General features: G+C 58.6%; 14 protein-coding genes. 5 read left to right on the top strand and 9 right to left on the bottom strand.

The window, feature by feature from the left end; all coding sequences use genetic code 11:
* Positions 1-35 precede the first annotated feature (35 nt).
* On the top strand, positions 36-149 hold the full coding sequence (locus tag PU683_RS10530; protein ID WP_277171414.1) for a protein YohO: 114 nt from the start codon (positions 36-38) through the stop codon (positions 147-149).
* Here PU683_RS10530 and PU683_RS10525 read toward each other — a convergent pair.
* The 5 genes from PU683_RS10525 to bglX form a co-directional block, all read right to left on the bottom strand.
* Complete coding sequence (locus tag PU683_RS10525; protein WP_277171413.1) at positions 124-861, bottom strand: ABC transporter permease; 738 nt, start codon at positions 859-861, stop codon at positions 124-126. The genes PU683_RS10530 and PU683_RS10525 overlap by 26 nt on opposite strands.
* Positions 845-1792 (bottom strand): ABC transporter ATP-binding protein, encoded by a 948-nt coding sequence (locus PU683_RS10520; protein WP_277171412.1) that lies wholly within the window; start codon positions 1790-1792, stop codon positions 845-847. The genes PU683_RS10525 and PU683_RS10520 overlap by 17 nt, the downstream gene beginning before the upstream one ends.
* Positions 1785-2939 carry an ABC transporter permease gene (locus PU683_RS10515; RefSeq protein WP_277171411.1) on the bottom strand — a complete coding sequence of 385 codons (1155 nt, stop codon included), beginning with the start codon at positions 2937-2939 and terminating at the stop codon, positions 1785-1787. The genes PU683_RS10520 and PU683_RS10515 overlap by 8 nt, the downstream gene beginning before the upstream one ends.
* Positions 2940-2945: 6 nt before the next feature.
* Positions 2946-3863, bottom strand: a complete 918-nt coding sequence (gene osmF, locus PU683_RS10510; RefSeq protein ID WP_277171410.1) for a glycine betaine ABC transporter substrate-binding protein OsmF — start codon at positions 3861-3863, stop codon at positions 2946-2948.
* Between the two features lie 140 nt (positions 3864-4003).
* A complete protein-coding gene (gene bglX, locus PU683_RS10505; protein WP_277171409.1) occupies positions 4004-6301 on the bottom strand; it encodes a beta-glucosidase BglX in 2298 nt (765 codons plus the stop codon).
* Between the two features lie 243 nt (positions 6302-6544).
* Between bglX and dld the strand changes: the two genes are divergently transcribed.
* Together dld and PU683_RS10495 are read left to right on the top strand one after the other, a co-directional pair.
* Positions 6545-8281, top strand: a complete 1737-nt coding sequence (gene dld / locus PU683_RS10500) for a D-lactate dehydrogenase (RefSeq protein ID WP_277171408.1) — start codon at positions 6545-6547, stop codon at positions 8279-8281.
* Positions 8282-8380: 99 nt separating this feature from the next.
* Entirely contained in the window at positions 8381-8935 is a 555-nt protein-coding gene (locus PU683_RS10495) for a GNAT family N-acetyltransferase (RefSeq protein ID WP_277171407.1), read from the top strand.
* On the opposite strand, the gene pbpG is transcribed toward PU683_RS10495, so the two are convergent.
* The gene (gene pbpG, locus PU683_RS10490) at positions 8936-9886 is read right to left on the bottom strand and encodes a D-alanyl-D-alanine endopeptidase (RefSeq protein ID WP_277171406.1); all 951 of its coding nucleotides are present in this window, start codon (positions 9884-9886) and stop codon (positions 8936-8938) included.
* 172 nt (positions 9887-10058) lie between these two features.
* Positions 10059-10646 carry a Yip1 family protein gene (locus PU683_RS10485; protein WP_023479716.1) on the bottom strand — a complete coding sequence of 196 codons (588 nt, stop codon included), beginning with the start codon at positions 10644-10646 and terminating at the stop codon, positions 10059-10061.
* A gap of 158 nt (positions 10647-10804) precedes the next feature.
* Here PU683_RS10485 and PU683_RS10480 point away from each other — a divergent pair, with 158 nt between their 5' ends.
* Positions 10805-11389, top strand: a complete 585-nt coding sequence (locus tag PU683_RS10480) for a DedA family protein (protein WP_277174266.1) — start codon at positions 10805-10807, stop codon at positions 11387-11389.
* Here the strand turns inward: PU683_RS10480 and PU683_RS10475 are convergent.
* Positions 11386-12159 carry an SDR family oxidoreductase gene (locus PU683_RS10475; protein WP_277171405.1) on the bottom strand — a complete coding sequence of 258 codons (774 nt, stop codon included), beginning with the start codon at positions 12157-12159 and terminating at the stop codon, positions 11386-11388. The two genes, PU683_RS10480 and PU683_RS10475, sit on opposite strands and share 4 nt — an antisense overlap.
* A 109-nt stretch (positions 12160-12268) precedes the next feature.
* Between PU683_RS10475 and yohP the strand changes: the two genes are divergently transcribed.
* Positions 12269-12352 (top strand): small membrane protein YohP, encoded by an 84-nt coding sequence (gene yohP / locus PU683_RS10470; protein WP_071789508.1) that lies wholly within the window; start codon positions 12269-12271, stop codon positions 12350-12352.
* A gap of 309 nt (positions 12353-12661) precedes the next feature.
* Here the strand turns inward: yohP and PU683_RS10465 are convergent, their stop codons facing one another.
* Positions 12662-13618, bottom strand: a complete 957-nt coding sequence (locus PU683_RS10465; protein WP_431190935.1) for an MBL fold metallo-hydrolase — start codon at positions 13616-13618, stop codon at positions 12662-12664.
* Positions 13619-13677: the final 59 nt, after the last annotated feature.

Raw genomic sequence — 13677 nt, 5'->3', positions numbered from 1 at the left:
TTTATAATGCCGGCCTCACTTTAAAGGAGCCTGAGATGAAGTCTGGTAAAATTCTTGTCATCGCGATCTTTCTGCTGATGGCCATCGGCGGGATCGGTGGCGTAATGCTGGCTGGTTATTCATTTATCGTGCGCGGCGGTGCCGGTTGAGCCGCAGCGTCAGCCGTTCAAATCCCCTGTCAACAATGATGGCCGCCAGCGCCACCAGCACTGCCCCCTGCACAATATAGGCCGTATTAAACCCGCTCAGGCCGATGATGATCGGCGTTCCCAGCGTGCTTGCCCCGACCGTAGAGGCGATGGTTGCCGTACCGATATTGATAATCACCGAGGTGCGAACCCCGGCGACAATCAGCGGTGCGGCCAGCGGCAGTTCCACTTTGCTTAACCGCTGCCAGCCGCTCATCCCCATCCCCTGCGCCACGCTCTCTACGCTTGCCGGAACCGCAGCGATGCCCGCCAGCGTTCCTTGTAAAACCGGCAGCACACCATAGAGCACCAGCGCAATAATCGCAGGCGCTGTGCCAAACCCCATCACCGGCACCGCAATTGCCAGCACCGCGACCGGCGGAAAAGTCTGCCCGACAGCGGCGATGGTTTCTGCCAGCGGACGAAACTCGTGCCCGCCGGGCCGCGTTACGGCAATGCCAACCCCCATACCAATGGCTACCGCAATAACGCTTGAGAGCGCCACCAGCGAGAAGTGGGCCATCGTCAGCGCGACAAAACTCTCTTGCAAATAGACCGGGCGCGGGAGTTGCGGAAAGAGTGCGCTAAACAGCGGCGCGCTATGGGGCATCCCGAATAGCAGCGCGATAAACAACGCCAGCAGCCAGAGCAGCGGGTCACGCACTCTTTTCACGCCCCACCTCCCCGTGTAACAGATCGCGAAAATGGAGGCTGCCGCAGGGCTGCCCGTTGGCATCCTGCACCGGCAACACCTCGCAGCGCTGGGCGACAAAGGCTGAGAGTGCCTCACGCAGGCTCATTTGCGCCTGCAACGGTTCGCCGTGGCTGACCGGTTCGTTACGCAGATAGTCGCGCACCTGGCGCAGGGAGAGCAGGCGCACGCCCAGCTCGCTGCGGCCAAAAAACTCGCGCACAAAACCACTTTGCGGCGCGGTCAGCATCTCCAGCGGTGTCCCCTGCTGGACGACGTTGCCGCCATCCATCAATACCAGGTGATCGGCTAACTGCAGCGCTTCATCAATATCATGGGTCACCAGCACGATGGTGCGCCCGAGCAGGCGATGTATGCGCACCATCTCCTGTTGCAGAGCGCTGCGGGTAACGGGGTCGAGCGCGCCGAAGGGTTCATCCATCAGCAGCACTTCCGGGTCGGCGGCCAGCGCGCGGGCGACGCCGACACGCTGCTGCTGCCCGCCGGAAAGCTGGTGCGGGAAACGGTCGCGCAGCCCCGGCTCCAGCCCGAGCAGCGCCATCAGCTCTTCCACCCGTGCGTCGCGCTTGCCGCGCGACCACTTTTGCAGTTGCAGCACCGTGGCGATGTTCTGCGCGACCGTCCAGTGGGGAAAAAGCCCGATCGACTGAATGGCGTAGCCCATGCGGCGGCGCAGTTCGAGCACCGGCAGGCTGCGGATCTCCTCTCCGGCGAAGGTGATGGTTCCCTCATCGTGTTCGACAAGGCGGTTAATCATCTTCAGGGTGGTCGATTTTCCCGAGCCGGAAGTACCGATAAGCACCGAAAAGGCGCCGGTTTTCATCTGCAAATTGAGCTGGTTTACCGCCCGCTGCCCGGCAAAGGTTTTGGAAACGTTGTGAAATTCAATCATGGTGTTTTACCTTCAACAGCGCGAGGGCGAGGCCAAACAGGGCGTCAATCACCACCGCCAGGCCGATAACCGGGATCACCCCAAGCAGCACCAAATCCAGCGCGCTGCTGAGCAGCCCCTGGAAGACCAGCGCGCCAAAGCCGCCTGCGCCAATCAGCGCGGCGATCACCGCCATGCCAACCGTCTGCACCGCCACGACCCGCAGGCTACGCAGTAACAGCGGCAGCGCCAGCGGAATCCGCACCTGCCAGAAGCGCTGTACAGCGCTCATACCCATTGCCTGCGCGCTCTCCAGCACATCGGCGGAAACCTCGTTCAGCCCGGCGACCACGCCGCGCACCAGCGGTAACAGGGCATAGAGAATAAGCGCAATCAGCGCTGGCGTGATGCCGGTACCGGCGATGCCTAAAGATGCAAGCCATGGGAAGTGCTGCGCCAGCCCGGCGAGCGGTGCGATCAACAGGCCAAACAGCGCCACCGAGGGGATAGTCTGAATAATATTGAGGGCGGTGAAGACCGGCCCCTGCCGCGCCGGATGGCGATAGCACCAGAGCCCGAGCGCGAAACCGATGACTAACGCCGGCAGCAACGTGCCGAACAGTAAGGTTAAGTGCTGCGCCAGCGCATCATCAAATACCTCCTGGCGGTTGCGGTACTCATGCAGCAGCGAGAGGTTATCCAGCTCGCCGCTGAGCAGCAGCCAGAGCGGCGGCAGCCAAATCTGCACATGCAGTAACCAGCGCCATACCGGGTGAGCAACAAGACGGCGAATGGCATCGCTACAGGCCAGCAGGCTGAGCGCCAGCCATAGCCATAAGCCGCTGCCGGGCGAGGTGCGGGCCAGCGCGCTACCGCTCTGGGCAAGCTCCGTCGCCGCACGACCTGCGCTCCACACCAGCAGGCAGAAGAGAAGTTCCGCCAGCAGCAGCGTTGCCGCCTGCGCCCCGCGCCCCGGCGTAAAGCAGAGGATCAGCAGCAGCGCCGGCGCAAGCAGCCACAGGCCGCTAAAGAGCTGCCACAGCGCACGCCCCTCCCCGGAAACCAGCCGGTTTGGCGCATAGTTAATAAACGGCAGCCACGCCGCCAGCCCTCCCAGTACAACCAGCAGCAACAGCACGCGGTTGTGGCAGCGTCTCGATCCCTCCATCACGCGTTACTTCACCAGGCCTTTTTCTTTCAGGTAATCCGCTGCGACTCTCTTCGCATCCAGCCCCTCCACCGCGATGCTGGCATTCAGCTTCTGCAGGGTCTTCTCATCGAGGCTGGCAAAGACCGGCTTCAGCCAGCTCTCCAGCTCCGGGTAGGCTTTCAGCACCGCTTCACGCACCACCGGCGTCGGGGCGTAGATCGGCTGTACGCCTTTCGGATCGCTCAACGTCTGCAAGCCGAGCGCCGCCACCGGCCCGTCGGTGCCGTAGGCCATCGCCGCGTTCACGCCGGAGGTTTGCTGGGCCGCCGCTTTGATCGTCACCGCCGTATCCCCCCCGGCCAGCGACAGCAGCTGATCCTGTTTCAGATCGAAGCCGTAGGCTTTTTCAAAGGCAGGCAGCGCATCGGCACGCTCAATAAACTCCGCCGAGGCGGCCAGTTTGAACTCGCCGCCCGCTTTCAGGTAACGGCTGAGATCGTCGAGGGAGGCGAGTTTGTTCTTCTGCGCCAGATCCTGACGCACGGCGATAGTCCAGGTGTTATTGGCCGGAGCAGGCGTCAGCCAGATAAGCTTGTTCTTCTCCGCATCGAGTTTTTTCACCTTCTCGTAGCCCTGCTGCGCATTTTTCCATGCCGGATCGTTCTCCTCTTTAAAGAAAAACGCCCCGTTGCCGGTGTACTCCGGGTAGATATCCAGCTCGCCAGAAGTAATCGCGCCACGCACCACCGGCGTGGTGCCGAGTTGCACTTTATTGACCGTTTTTACACCGTGGCTCTCCAGTACCTGCAAAATGATATTGCCAAGCAGCGCCCCTTCGGTATCAATTTTCGATCCCACTTTGATCGGTTCTGCGGCCTGCAACGGTAAGCTTACGGCGGCCATTAGCGCCACTGAGCAGGCAAGTTTTCGGCTGAGTGTCATGGTTTATCCCTCATTTTTTTACTGCCCTTATCAGCAGCTTGAGAAAAAAGCGTAGCTGAAAAATAGCGACGCGAAGGTGAAGCGGTGCGAAACGGTAAAGCGGGTAATAAAAAAGGCCGGTTGCCCGGCCTGATGAGTGGTTACTTTAATTCAAATTCGCCCTGGTTGACGCGGGCAGAGTCGACGCCGATAAAGACGTTGAACTTGCCCGGCTCGGCGTCGTACTTCATGCGCTGGTTCCAGAACTTGAGCGCGTCAACATCGATCGGGAAGCTGACGGTCTGCGTCTCGCCCGGTTTCAGGTTGACCTTCTTAAAGCCGCGCAGCTGTTTCACCGGGCGGCTCATCGACGCGGTGACATCCTGCACATACATCTGGATCACCGTCGCCCCTTCACGCTTGCCGGTGTTGGTCACCTCGACGCTTGCATCAACGCTGCCACCGCGGGTCAGCGTCGGCGCAGACATCTTCACATCCGACACGTTAAAGGTGGTGTAACTCAGGCCATAGCCAAAGGGATAGAGCGGGCCGTTGGCTTCATCAAAGTAGCGCGAGGTGTATTTGTTCGGGTTATCGGCATTATAGGGGCGGCCCGTATTCAGATGGCTGTAGTAGACCGGGATCTGCCCCACGGAGCGCGGGAAGGACATCGGCAATTTGCCTGAAGGGTTGTAGTCGCCAAACAGCACATCAGCGATGGCGTTGCCGCCTTCGGTACCGGCAAACCAGGTTTCAAGGATAGCGTCAGCCTGCTGATCCTCTTTCACCAGCGCCAGCGGACGCCCGTTCATCAGCACCAGCACCAGCGGCTTGCCGGTCGCTTTCAGGGCGGTAATCAGATCGCGCTGGCTCTGCGGAATGGTGATGTCGGTGCGGCTGGAGGCTTCGTGCGCCATCCCCTGCGCTTCACCGACCACCGCCACCACGACGTCAGATCTCTTCGCCGCAGCCACGGCTTCATCGATCATCGCCTGCGGAGAGCGGGGATCAACCACCACCGCGGGTTCGTAGAGGTTAAGGAAATCAACAATACCTTTATCGTTGGTGATATTCGCCCCTTTGGCGTAGATCACCTGGCCTTTGTCCTTCAGCGCGTCGCGAATGCCGGTCAGCACGGTGACCGACTGATCGGCAACACCGGCGGCAGACCAGCTCCCCATTGAGTCACGCTTACTGTCTGCCAGCGGGCCAATGACCGCCACGGTGCCCGATTTTTTCAGCGGCAGCGTCTCCAGTCGGTTTTTCAGCAGCACCATACTCTCTCGCGCGACTTCCCGCGCCTCTTTGCGGTGCAGACGGCTTTCGGCGTTGGTGTCCTGCGGGTCACTCTCTTTCGGCCCTAAGTGGCTGTAGGGATCGTTAAACAGACCCATATCATATTTGACGTTCAGCACATGACGCGTGGCGTCATCCAGCTCTGCCATCGTTACCTTGCCGGACTTGATCAGCCCCGGCAGGTATTTGCTGTAGTACTCGTCGCTCATGCTCATGTTGATGCCGGACTTCAGCGCCACGCGCACGGCATCTTCCGGATCGGCGGCGGTGCCGTGTTTAATCAGCTCCTTAATCGCGCCGTGATCGGAAATGGTGATGCCTTTAAAGCCCCACTCATCGCGCAGCAGATCTTTAAGCAGCCATGAATCGGATGAAGCCGGTGTGCCGTTCAAAGAGTTAAGCGCTACCATCACCCCGCCGCTGCCGGCGTCGAGCGCCGCTTTGTAGGGCGGCATATAGTCGTTGAACAGGCGCTGCGGGCTCATGTCGACGGTGTTGTACTCTTTACCGCCCTCCACTGCGCCATAGGCGGCGAAGTGTTTCACGCTGGTCATCACCGAGTAGCGATCCGCCGGGCTTTTGCCCTGCATCGCCTCTACCATGGTGCGGCCCATTTCGGCGGTCAAAAAGGTATCTTCCCCGAAACCTTCCGAGCCGCGTCCCCAGCGCGGATCGCGCGAGACGTCGACCATCGGCGCCCAGGTCATGTTCAGGCCATCATCGGCGGCTTCATAAGCGGAGACGCGGCCGACGGTTTTCACCGCGTCGAGGTTAAAGCTGGAGGCGAGACCGAGGCTGATAGGGAAAACGGTGCGCTGCCCGTGCACCACATCGTAGGCAAAGAAGAGAGGAATTTTCAGGCGGCTGAGCTGCATCGCCTGGTCCTGCATGGCGCGAATGTCCTGGCGGGTGACGGTGTTGAAAATCGCCCCGACCTGGCTTGCTTTAATCATCTCGCGGATCGCCTCTTTCGGGTTATCCGGCCCGACGCTTATCAGGCGCAGCTGGCCTATTTTTTCATCCACGGTCATCTTTTTAAGCAGGTCAGTGACAAAGGCGTCCCTGGCTTGCGGCGTCAAAGGATGGTTAGCGATCATCTCTTCGGCCAGCGCGGGTTGCAGCGCAAGGCTCACAGCGACACCTACAGAACATAGCCATTTCATGTCGTTTACTCTCTTGTATTTTCAGCAAAAACCGCGGTAACGGGCCGCGGAAAAACGCAGTGTGCCATAATCCTGGCACGTCTTGCAGCGCCAGGCTCTGATTTTTGTGTTAATTCGCTCCCCTTCGGGCATCCTCTGGAGCTAACATTAGTAACGAAATATTCACAACATCATTCACGCAGCCTGCAACCGGCGTGAAGCAGAGCATCCTTTTTATTCATGCTTCGCCACAAGGAGTGGATCGTGACTCATTCAAATAACCCTTTCATTAACGAACTCAAACGTCTGGTGGGTGCCTCTCACCTGCTTACCGAACCGGCCAAAACCGCCCGCTACCGTAAAGGCTTCCGCTCCGGCCAGGGCGACGCGCTGGCGGTGGTCTTTCCCGGCACGCTGGTTGAATTATGGCGCGTTCTCAATGCCTGCGTGATCGCCGACAAAATTATTCTCATGCAGGCGGCGAATACCGGCCTGACGGAAGGATCGACGCCGAACGGCAATGATTACGACCGCGATATCGTGATTATCAGCACCCTGCGCCTCGACAAACTGCACCTGCTGGATAATGGCGAGCAGGTACTGGCTTATCCCGGCACCACGCTCTACTCGCTGGAAAAAGCCCTGAAACCGCTGGGACGCGAGCCGCACTCGGTGATTGGATCGTCCTGCATCGGCGCGTCGGTGATTGGCGGTATCTGCAATAACTCCGGCGGATCGCTGGTGCAGCGCGGCCCGGCCTACACCGAGATGTCGCTGTTTGCGCGCATTGACGATCAGGGCCGCCTGCAGCTGGTTAATCACCTCGGCATCAAGCTTGGCGAAACGCCGGAGCAGATCCTCGGCAAACTGGATGACGATCGTATCAATCCCAGCGATGTGCTTCACGACCAGCGCCACGGACACGATCATGATTACATCAACCGCGTTCGCGACGTTGAAGCAGAAACCCCGGCGCGCTATAACGCCGACCCCGACCGCCTGTTTGAATCCTCCGGCTGCGCGGGCAAGCTGGCGGTGTTCGCCGTGCGTCTCGACACCTTCCCGGCAGAAGCGCGCCAGCAGGTGTTCTATATCGGCACCAACCAGACTGCGGTATTGACGGAGATCCGCCGCCATATTCTGGCCAATTTTGACCATCTGCCGGTCGCCGGGGAGTATATGCACCGCGATATTTACGATATCGCCGAGCGCTATGGCAAAGACACCTTCCTGATGATCGACAAGCTCGGCACCGACAAGATGCCGCTCTTTTTCACTATCAAAGGGCGCACCGACGCACTGCTTGATAAAGCAACGCTGTTTAAAGCGCACTTTATCGATCGCTCATTGCAAAAAATCAGTGGTCTCTTCCCCTCACATCTCCCCTCCCGCATGAAGGAGTGGCGCGATAAGTATGAGCATCACCTGCTGCTGAAGATGTCCGGCGGCGGTATTGATGAGGCGCAAAAGTGGCTAAAGGCCTTTTTTGCTGACGCTGATGGGGAGTTCTTTGTCTGTACGCCGGAGGAGGGGAGCAAAGCGTTTCTGCACCGTTTCGCTGCCGCCGGGGCCGCGATCCGCTACCAGGCGGTGCATGCCGATGAGGTGGAGGATATTCTGGCGCTCGATATTGCCCTGCGCCGTAATGACACCGAGTGGTTTGAGCACCTGCCGCCAGAGATTGATAGCCAGCTGGTACACAAGCTCTATTACGGCCACTTTATGTGCCACGTCTTCCATCAGGATTACATTGTTAAAAAAGGGGTTGATGTGCACGCCCTGAAGGAGCAGATGCTCGCCTTGCTGGCGCAGCGCGGCGCGCAATATCCCGCCGAGCATAATGTCGGTCATCTCTATGAAGCTCCGGACGCGCTCAAACGTTTTTATCGGGAAAATGATCCGACTAACAGCATGAACCCCGGTATTGGTAAGACGAGTAAGCGCAAATTCTGGCAAGAGACGGTCCAGGCAGAGCATCACGCGGATCCGGCGATAAAGTAGCCCCTCCCCTTTTTGTGCTGCGCGCGCCTTTCGTAATAGAGTAGCGACAGCGCCAGAGAATCCTCTCTCTGGCGCGTTGCGTTGAAAGGAGCGCGCCCAATGTCAGCTGTTGATATTCTCTCTGGTCCTGCGGTCGAGGTGCGCGACGCCCGTCCCGACGATGTTCATGCTATTACCTCCCTCTACGCCTGGCACGTGCTCAACGGCCGCGCCTCGTTTGAAGAGGTTCCCCCCACTATTGATGAGATGCGCAGCCGGATGAGCAAGCTCGCCGCCGAGGGGTTGCCGTGGCTGGTGGCACTCTTTCACGGGGTGATTGTCGGCTACTGCTACGCTGGTCTCTATCGCCCGCGCCCGGCCTATCGCTACACCCTTGAAGAGTCGATTTATGTCGATGCCAGTATGACCGGTCGTGGAGTTGGCTCGGCGCTGCTCGGGGCGCTGATCGCCCGCTGTGAAGAGGGGCCGTGGCGGCAGATGGTCGCAGTGATAGGAGACGGGCATAACAACGCCGGTTCGTTAAGAGTGCATAAAAAACATGGTTTTGAAGTGGCCGGACAGCTGCGCAGCGTCGGCTATAAACAGGGAGACTGGCGGGATACGTTGATTATGCAGCGTCCACTCAATGACGGTGACTGGACGCTGCCGGAGTAATTAATCGTTCTGTGCGGTCAGTTCGCCCGCTGAGCCTGGCGGCGTTTGCGCCATCTGCGCCGCTTTCTGCCGTTTGTAGCTTAACGCGGCAGCGGGCACCGGCTGGGCTTTTCCGGTCTCAATCCAGGTGCGTAAACGGCTGGCATCGGCAAAGTGGGTATATTTGCCAAAGGCGTCCATCACCACCAGCGCCACCGGTTTATTGCCAATAAGCGTGCGCATCACCAGGCAGTGGCCCGCAGCGTTGGTAAAGCCGGTTTTCGTCAGCTGTATATTCCAGTTATCGCGGTAGACCAGATGGTTGGTGTTGCGAAACGGCAGCGTATAGGCCGGATTGGCAAAGGTCGCCATCTCTTCGCGCGTGGTGCTCAGCTGGCCAATCAGCGGATACTGTTTGGTGGCGATCAGCAGCTTGCTTAAATCGCGGGCGGTAGAGACGTTCTGGATCGATAAGCCGGTCGGCTCGACGTAGCGCGTGTGGGTCATGCCCAGCGCGCGGGCTTTCGCATTCATCGCGGCGATAAAGGCTTTATAGCCGCCGGGATAGTGATGCGCGAGGCTGGCGGCGGCGCGGTTTTCCGACGACATCAGCGCCAGCAGCAGCATATCTTTGCGGCTGATCTCACTGTTCAGACGCACGCGGGAGTAAATTCCTTTCATCTCTGGCGTCTGGCTGATATCGACTTTTAATTTTTCATCGAGCGGCAGGCGCGCATCCAGCACCACCATCGCGGTCATCAACTTGGTAATAGACGCAATCGGTCGCACCAGATCGGGGTGGCTTGAGTAGATCACCTTATTGGTTTGCAGATCGACAATCATCGCGCTGCCGGAGGCGATTTCCGGCTGTGCTGCGGCAACTGCGGCGGCTGTTTTTGCCTGCGCCAGCGGCGCGAAGGGCGCACTCAGTGCAAGCGCCAGGCTTAAAAGAGAGACTCGAAATTTCTGCATGGTGAGGCTTCTGAAAATTATTCACGCGCGCTATAACGCACACCGCTTCTGTTCATAAAAGGTATAACAGGGCTGGCTCTGGCATAATAGCCGCCACGCAGGGTTGCCGCCAGAGAAGAATCGTTGCGAGAAATTGCGTTGCTGGCCTTGTGTGCCAGCAACGCCGGATTGCTTAAAACAGGCGATAGCCGTAACCCCAGAGGATCACCGTCAGCGCCAGCAGGATCTCCAGCAGCAGCACGCCGATGGCCAGCGTCGAGCTGGAGAAGTTGAGCCCCTCTTCCTTATTAATATTAAGAAAGGTCGGGATGCCGACATAGAGCAGATAGCCCGTGTAGAAGAGCGCGACGGTGCCGACCAGCGCGCAGAGCCACACTAACGGATAGAGCGCGACAATACCGCTGAGAAACAGCGGTGTCGCAATATAACCGGCAAAGACCATGCAGCGCGCCAGCGACGGACGCTGCGGATAGTTACGCGCCATCCACCAGATGACGCGCCCCATGACCGCTACGCCCGCCAGCATCAGGCCATAAAAGAGAATTGCCAGGTAAAAACCGGTGGATAACGACAGCGGCACAACGACGTTTTCGCCGAAGCTCCAGCCAAACTGCGTGGTACCAATAAATGCACAGATTACGGGAATGGCCGCCATGATGAGCACATGGTGGGTATAGTGGTGCGAAACGGTCTCGTTTTCGCGTTTGATCACCTGCATTTCACGATCGGGATGGGACAGGAGTCCCCAGACATGGTTCATAACGCCCCCTCACTGAAAACCCGAACATCGAGCTGTAAGTATACGTCACTTTTATGACTATTTTTTGTACAGCAGAAAAAAGCCGAAATGATTGAACGAAGCGCAAAGCCGGATGCAGGTATATGCTTAAAGACGTTTTACAGGAGGATGTAATGACACTGGATATCAATCAGCTTATTAGCCAGTATGGCTACGCCGCGCTGCTGGTCGGCAGCCTCGCCGAGGGCGAAACCATCACTCTGCTTGGCGGTGTGGCGGTGCATCAGGGGCTGCTGCGCTTTCCTCTGGTGGTGCTCGCCGTCGCCATTGGCGGCATTATTGGCGATCAGCTGCTCTATTTTGTTGGCCGCCGCTATGGCGTTAAAATTTTGCGCCGCTTCACCCGCTATCGCGGCAAGATCCATCAGGCGCAGGCGCTGATTCGCCGTCACCCCTATCTGTTTGTGATTGGTACACGCTTTATGTACGGCTTTCGTATTATCGGGCCGATATTGATTGGTACCAGCCATTTAAAACCGAAAATCTTTCTGCCGCTGAATATTCTCGGCGCGTTTATCTGGGCGCTGATCTTCACCACGCTGGGCTACGTTGGCGGCGAGGTTATCACGCCGTGGCTGGCGTCCTTCGATCAGCACGCGAAGCGCTGGATCTGGGTGGTTATCGCCATTGCGCTGGTCTTCTGCCTGCGGTGGTGGTTTCGCCACCGCAGAAAAAAGCGTGAAGAGAACACCGGCGACGACTAAGCGCTTTGCGGTTTGAACTGCGGGTTGGCCAGCATAAAGCCGCCATCGATGATAAACGACTGGCCGGTGGTGTAGCTGGCGTCATCGGCGCAGAGCCACGCGACCATGCTGGCGATCTCCCGCGTTGTACCCGGTCGCGCCAGCGGGATGTTGGGCATTGAGCCGGGTTTGGCATCGTCATCGCTCATGTTGTTCATCGGCGTGGCGATAGCCCCGGGCGCAACGGCATTGACCAGAATGTTGTACGGCACCAGCTCCAGCGCCATTGATTTCGTCAGGCCACCGAGGGCATGTTTTGCCGCGGTATAGGCGCTCGCCTCCGGCAACGGCGTATGTTCGTGTACGGAAGTGATATTGACGATGCGTCCGCCCTGCCCCTGCCTGACCATATGCCGGGCGGCTATCTGCGAGCAGAGAAACGCGCCGTCGGCATCGACAGTGAAAATGCTGCGCCACTCCTCAAAGGTGAGATCGAGAAACGGGGCTTTGCTCATGGCCCCCGCGTTATTCACCAGTGCGTCGATACGCCCGAAGCGGGCGATGAGTGTTTCAATCGCCTGCGCGCCTTCCGGCAGATGGCTGAGATCGAGCTGGATGGTCTCAGCCCGGCGGCCAAAGGCCTCTACTTTTTGCGCCGTCTCCTGCGCGCCGTGCTCATCCGAGTGCCAGGTAATGCCAATATCAAATCCCCGCTCTGCCAGCATCAGCGCGCTCTGCTTGCCGATGCCCGAGTCTGCGGCGGTGACGATTGCTACTTTGTTTGCCGACATGCGCTTCTCTCCGATTATTTAATAAGCAGTTAAGTATAGAAAAAAGGCGCAATGTTGAGAGATTGACTAGTCTTGCTGTAACTAACACATGAGAAGGAAGACGAAAATGATGAAATTTTTACTTTGGGCGATCCTGATTATTTTCCTGATTGGCCTGCTGGTAGTGACCGGCGTCTTTAAGATGATTTTCTAAAACACCTGCCAGATGGCGGCTTCAGCGGGATGAATCGGGTGTTGTAGGCCTGATAAGCGCAGCGCCATCAGGCATTGCACCATTGCCGGATGGCGGCGAAGCCTTATCCGGCCTACCAAATTCAGGCCCGGTGCGCGTTTACGCCGCCGGGCCTTTTGCCGGATAAAACGCATGATGATGCGGGTGTTGTAGGCCTGATAAGCGCAGCGCCATCAGGCATTGCAACTTTGCCGGATGGCGGCGAAGCCTTATCCGGTCTACCACATTCAGGCCCGGTGCGCGTTTACGCCGCCGGGCCTTTTGCCACGTTTACTCTCCCTTCGCGCTGTAATTAATTGGCACCCAGCGGTAGCCCTTCTCCGCTTTGATCACTTTGCCAATCCCGGGGAAGGCGATATGCGCTGCCGCTACCCAATCGCCCTCACGCGCCACTTGCGCCAGCACCTTCTCGCGCGTTGCCACCGCCTGCTTGCGATCGACATCAAAATGAATGGCCACCTTAGGATCGGGCAACTGAACCGGCTGAGCGTGAATAATATCGCCCCACACCATGACGGTTTTTCCGCCATGCGTGACGCGATAAATCACGCTGCCCGGGGTGTGGCCCGCCGCCGGGAGTGCTTCAATGCCGGGGAGGATCTCAGTTGGCGCATGGAAAGTACTCAGCTTACCGGCATCGATTACCGGGCGTAGCGAGCGTTCGGACTCGGCGAAGGTGTGGCGCTGCCCCTCCTCCACCTCCGACGACCGCGCCGGATTGAGCCACAGATCGACATCCCGCTGGTCGACGCGCACGGTAGCATTCGGGAAGAGGGGTTTGCCGTCACGCTGCACGCCGCCGGAGTGGTCACCATGAATATGGGTCAACAACACCAGGTCAATGGCCGCCGGATCGATACCTGCAGCGCGCAGATTTTCCGGCAGATGGCCGCCCGCGTCGCCCATCAGCGCCCCGGCCCCCGTATCGATCAGAATCAGCTGTTTGCCGGTATTAATGACAAAGGCGTTGATGGAAGTTTCAGCCTGCACCGTCATATTGGCCTGTGCCATCTGTGTCTGTAAGCGTTGCGGCGTGATATCGATCAGCAGCTTGTCCAGCGGCACCTTGACCGTGCCATCCGAGACGGCGGTGATTTGCCAGTCGCCCAGCGCCATCCGGTAGTAGCCCGGCGCCTGAGCCTGCTGGGTGGAAAGCGGCGTGGCGATAGCGTGCTGCATAGTTAGCCCGGCAGCAGTCAGCGCCAGCAGTAGCGGATAATATTTCATTGTTTCTCTCCTCTTTTGCATTGCGCCAGTATGCTGCGCCAGCTACTATCACTCCAATT

Origin of the sequence: Candidatus Kosakonia sp. 282A-S69 (assembly GCF_029433855.1) — a bacterium.
Lineage (GTDB): Bacteria > Pseudomonadota > Gammaproteobacteria > Enterobacterales > Enterobacteriaceae > Kosakonia > Kosakonia cowanii_A.
The sequence above is the reverse complement of the archived record's forward strand: the minus strand, read 5'-3'. Positions and strand labels throughout refer to the sequence as shown.

Bases quoted from the DNA above. Each gene is read 5' to 3' on its own strand.
- PU683_RS10530 (WP_277171414.1), top strand. From the start codon at position 36: ATGAAGTCTGGTAAAATTCTTGTCATCGCGATCTTTCTGCTGATGGCC.
- PU683_RS10520 (WP_277171412.1), bottom strand. From the start codon at position 1,792: ATGATTGAATTTCACAACGTTTCCAAAACCTTTGCCGGGCAGCGGGCG.
- PU683_RS10515 (WP_277171411.1), bottom strand. From the start codon at position 2,939: ATGGAGGGATCGAGACGCTGCCACAACCGCGTGCTGTTGCTGCTGGTT.
- osmF (WP_277171410.1), bottom strand. From the start codon at position 3,863: ATGACACTCAGCCGAAAACTTGCCTGCTCAGTGGCGCTAATGGCCGCC.
- bglX (WP_277171409.1), bottom strand. From the start codon at position 6,301: ATGAAATGGCTATGTTCTGTAGGTGTCGCTGTGAGCCTTGCGCTGCAA.
- PU683_RS10495 (WP_277171407.1), top strand. From the start codon at position 8,381: ATGTCAGCTGTTGATATTCTCTCTGGTCCTGCGGTCGAGGTGCGCGAC.
- pbpG (WP_277171406.1), bottom strand. From the start codon at position 9,886: ATGCAGAAATTTCGAGTCTCTCTTTTAAGCCTGGCGCTTGCACTGAGT.
- PU683_RS10485 (WP_023479716.1), bottom strand. From the start codon at position 10,646: ATGAACCATGTCTGGGGACTCCTGTCCCATCCCGATCGTGAAATGCAG.
- PU683_RS10475 (WP_277171405.1), bottom strand. From the start codon at position 12,159: ATGTCGGCAAACAAAGTAGCAATCGTCACCGCCGCAGACTCGGGCATC.
- yohP (WP_071789508.1), top strand. From the start codon at position 12,269: ATGAAATTTTTACTTTGGGCGATCCTGATTATTTTCCTGATTGGCCTG.
- PU683_RS10465 (WP_431190935.1), bottom strand. From the start codon at position 13,618: ATGAAATATTATCCGCTACTGCTGGCGCTGACTGCTGCCGGGCTAACT.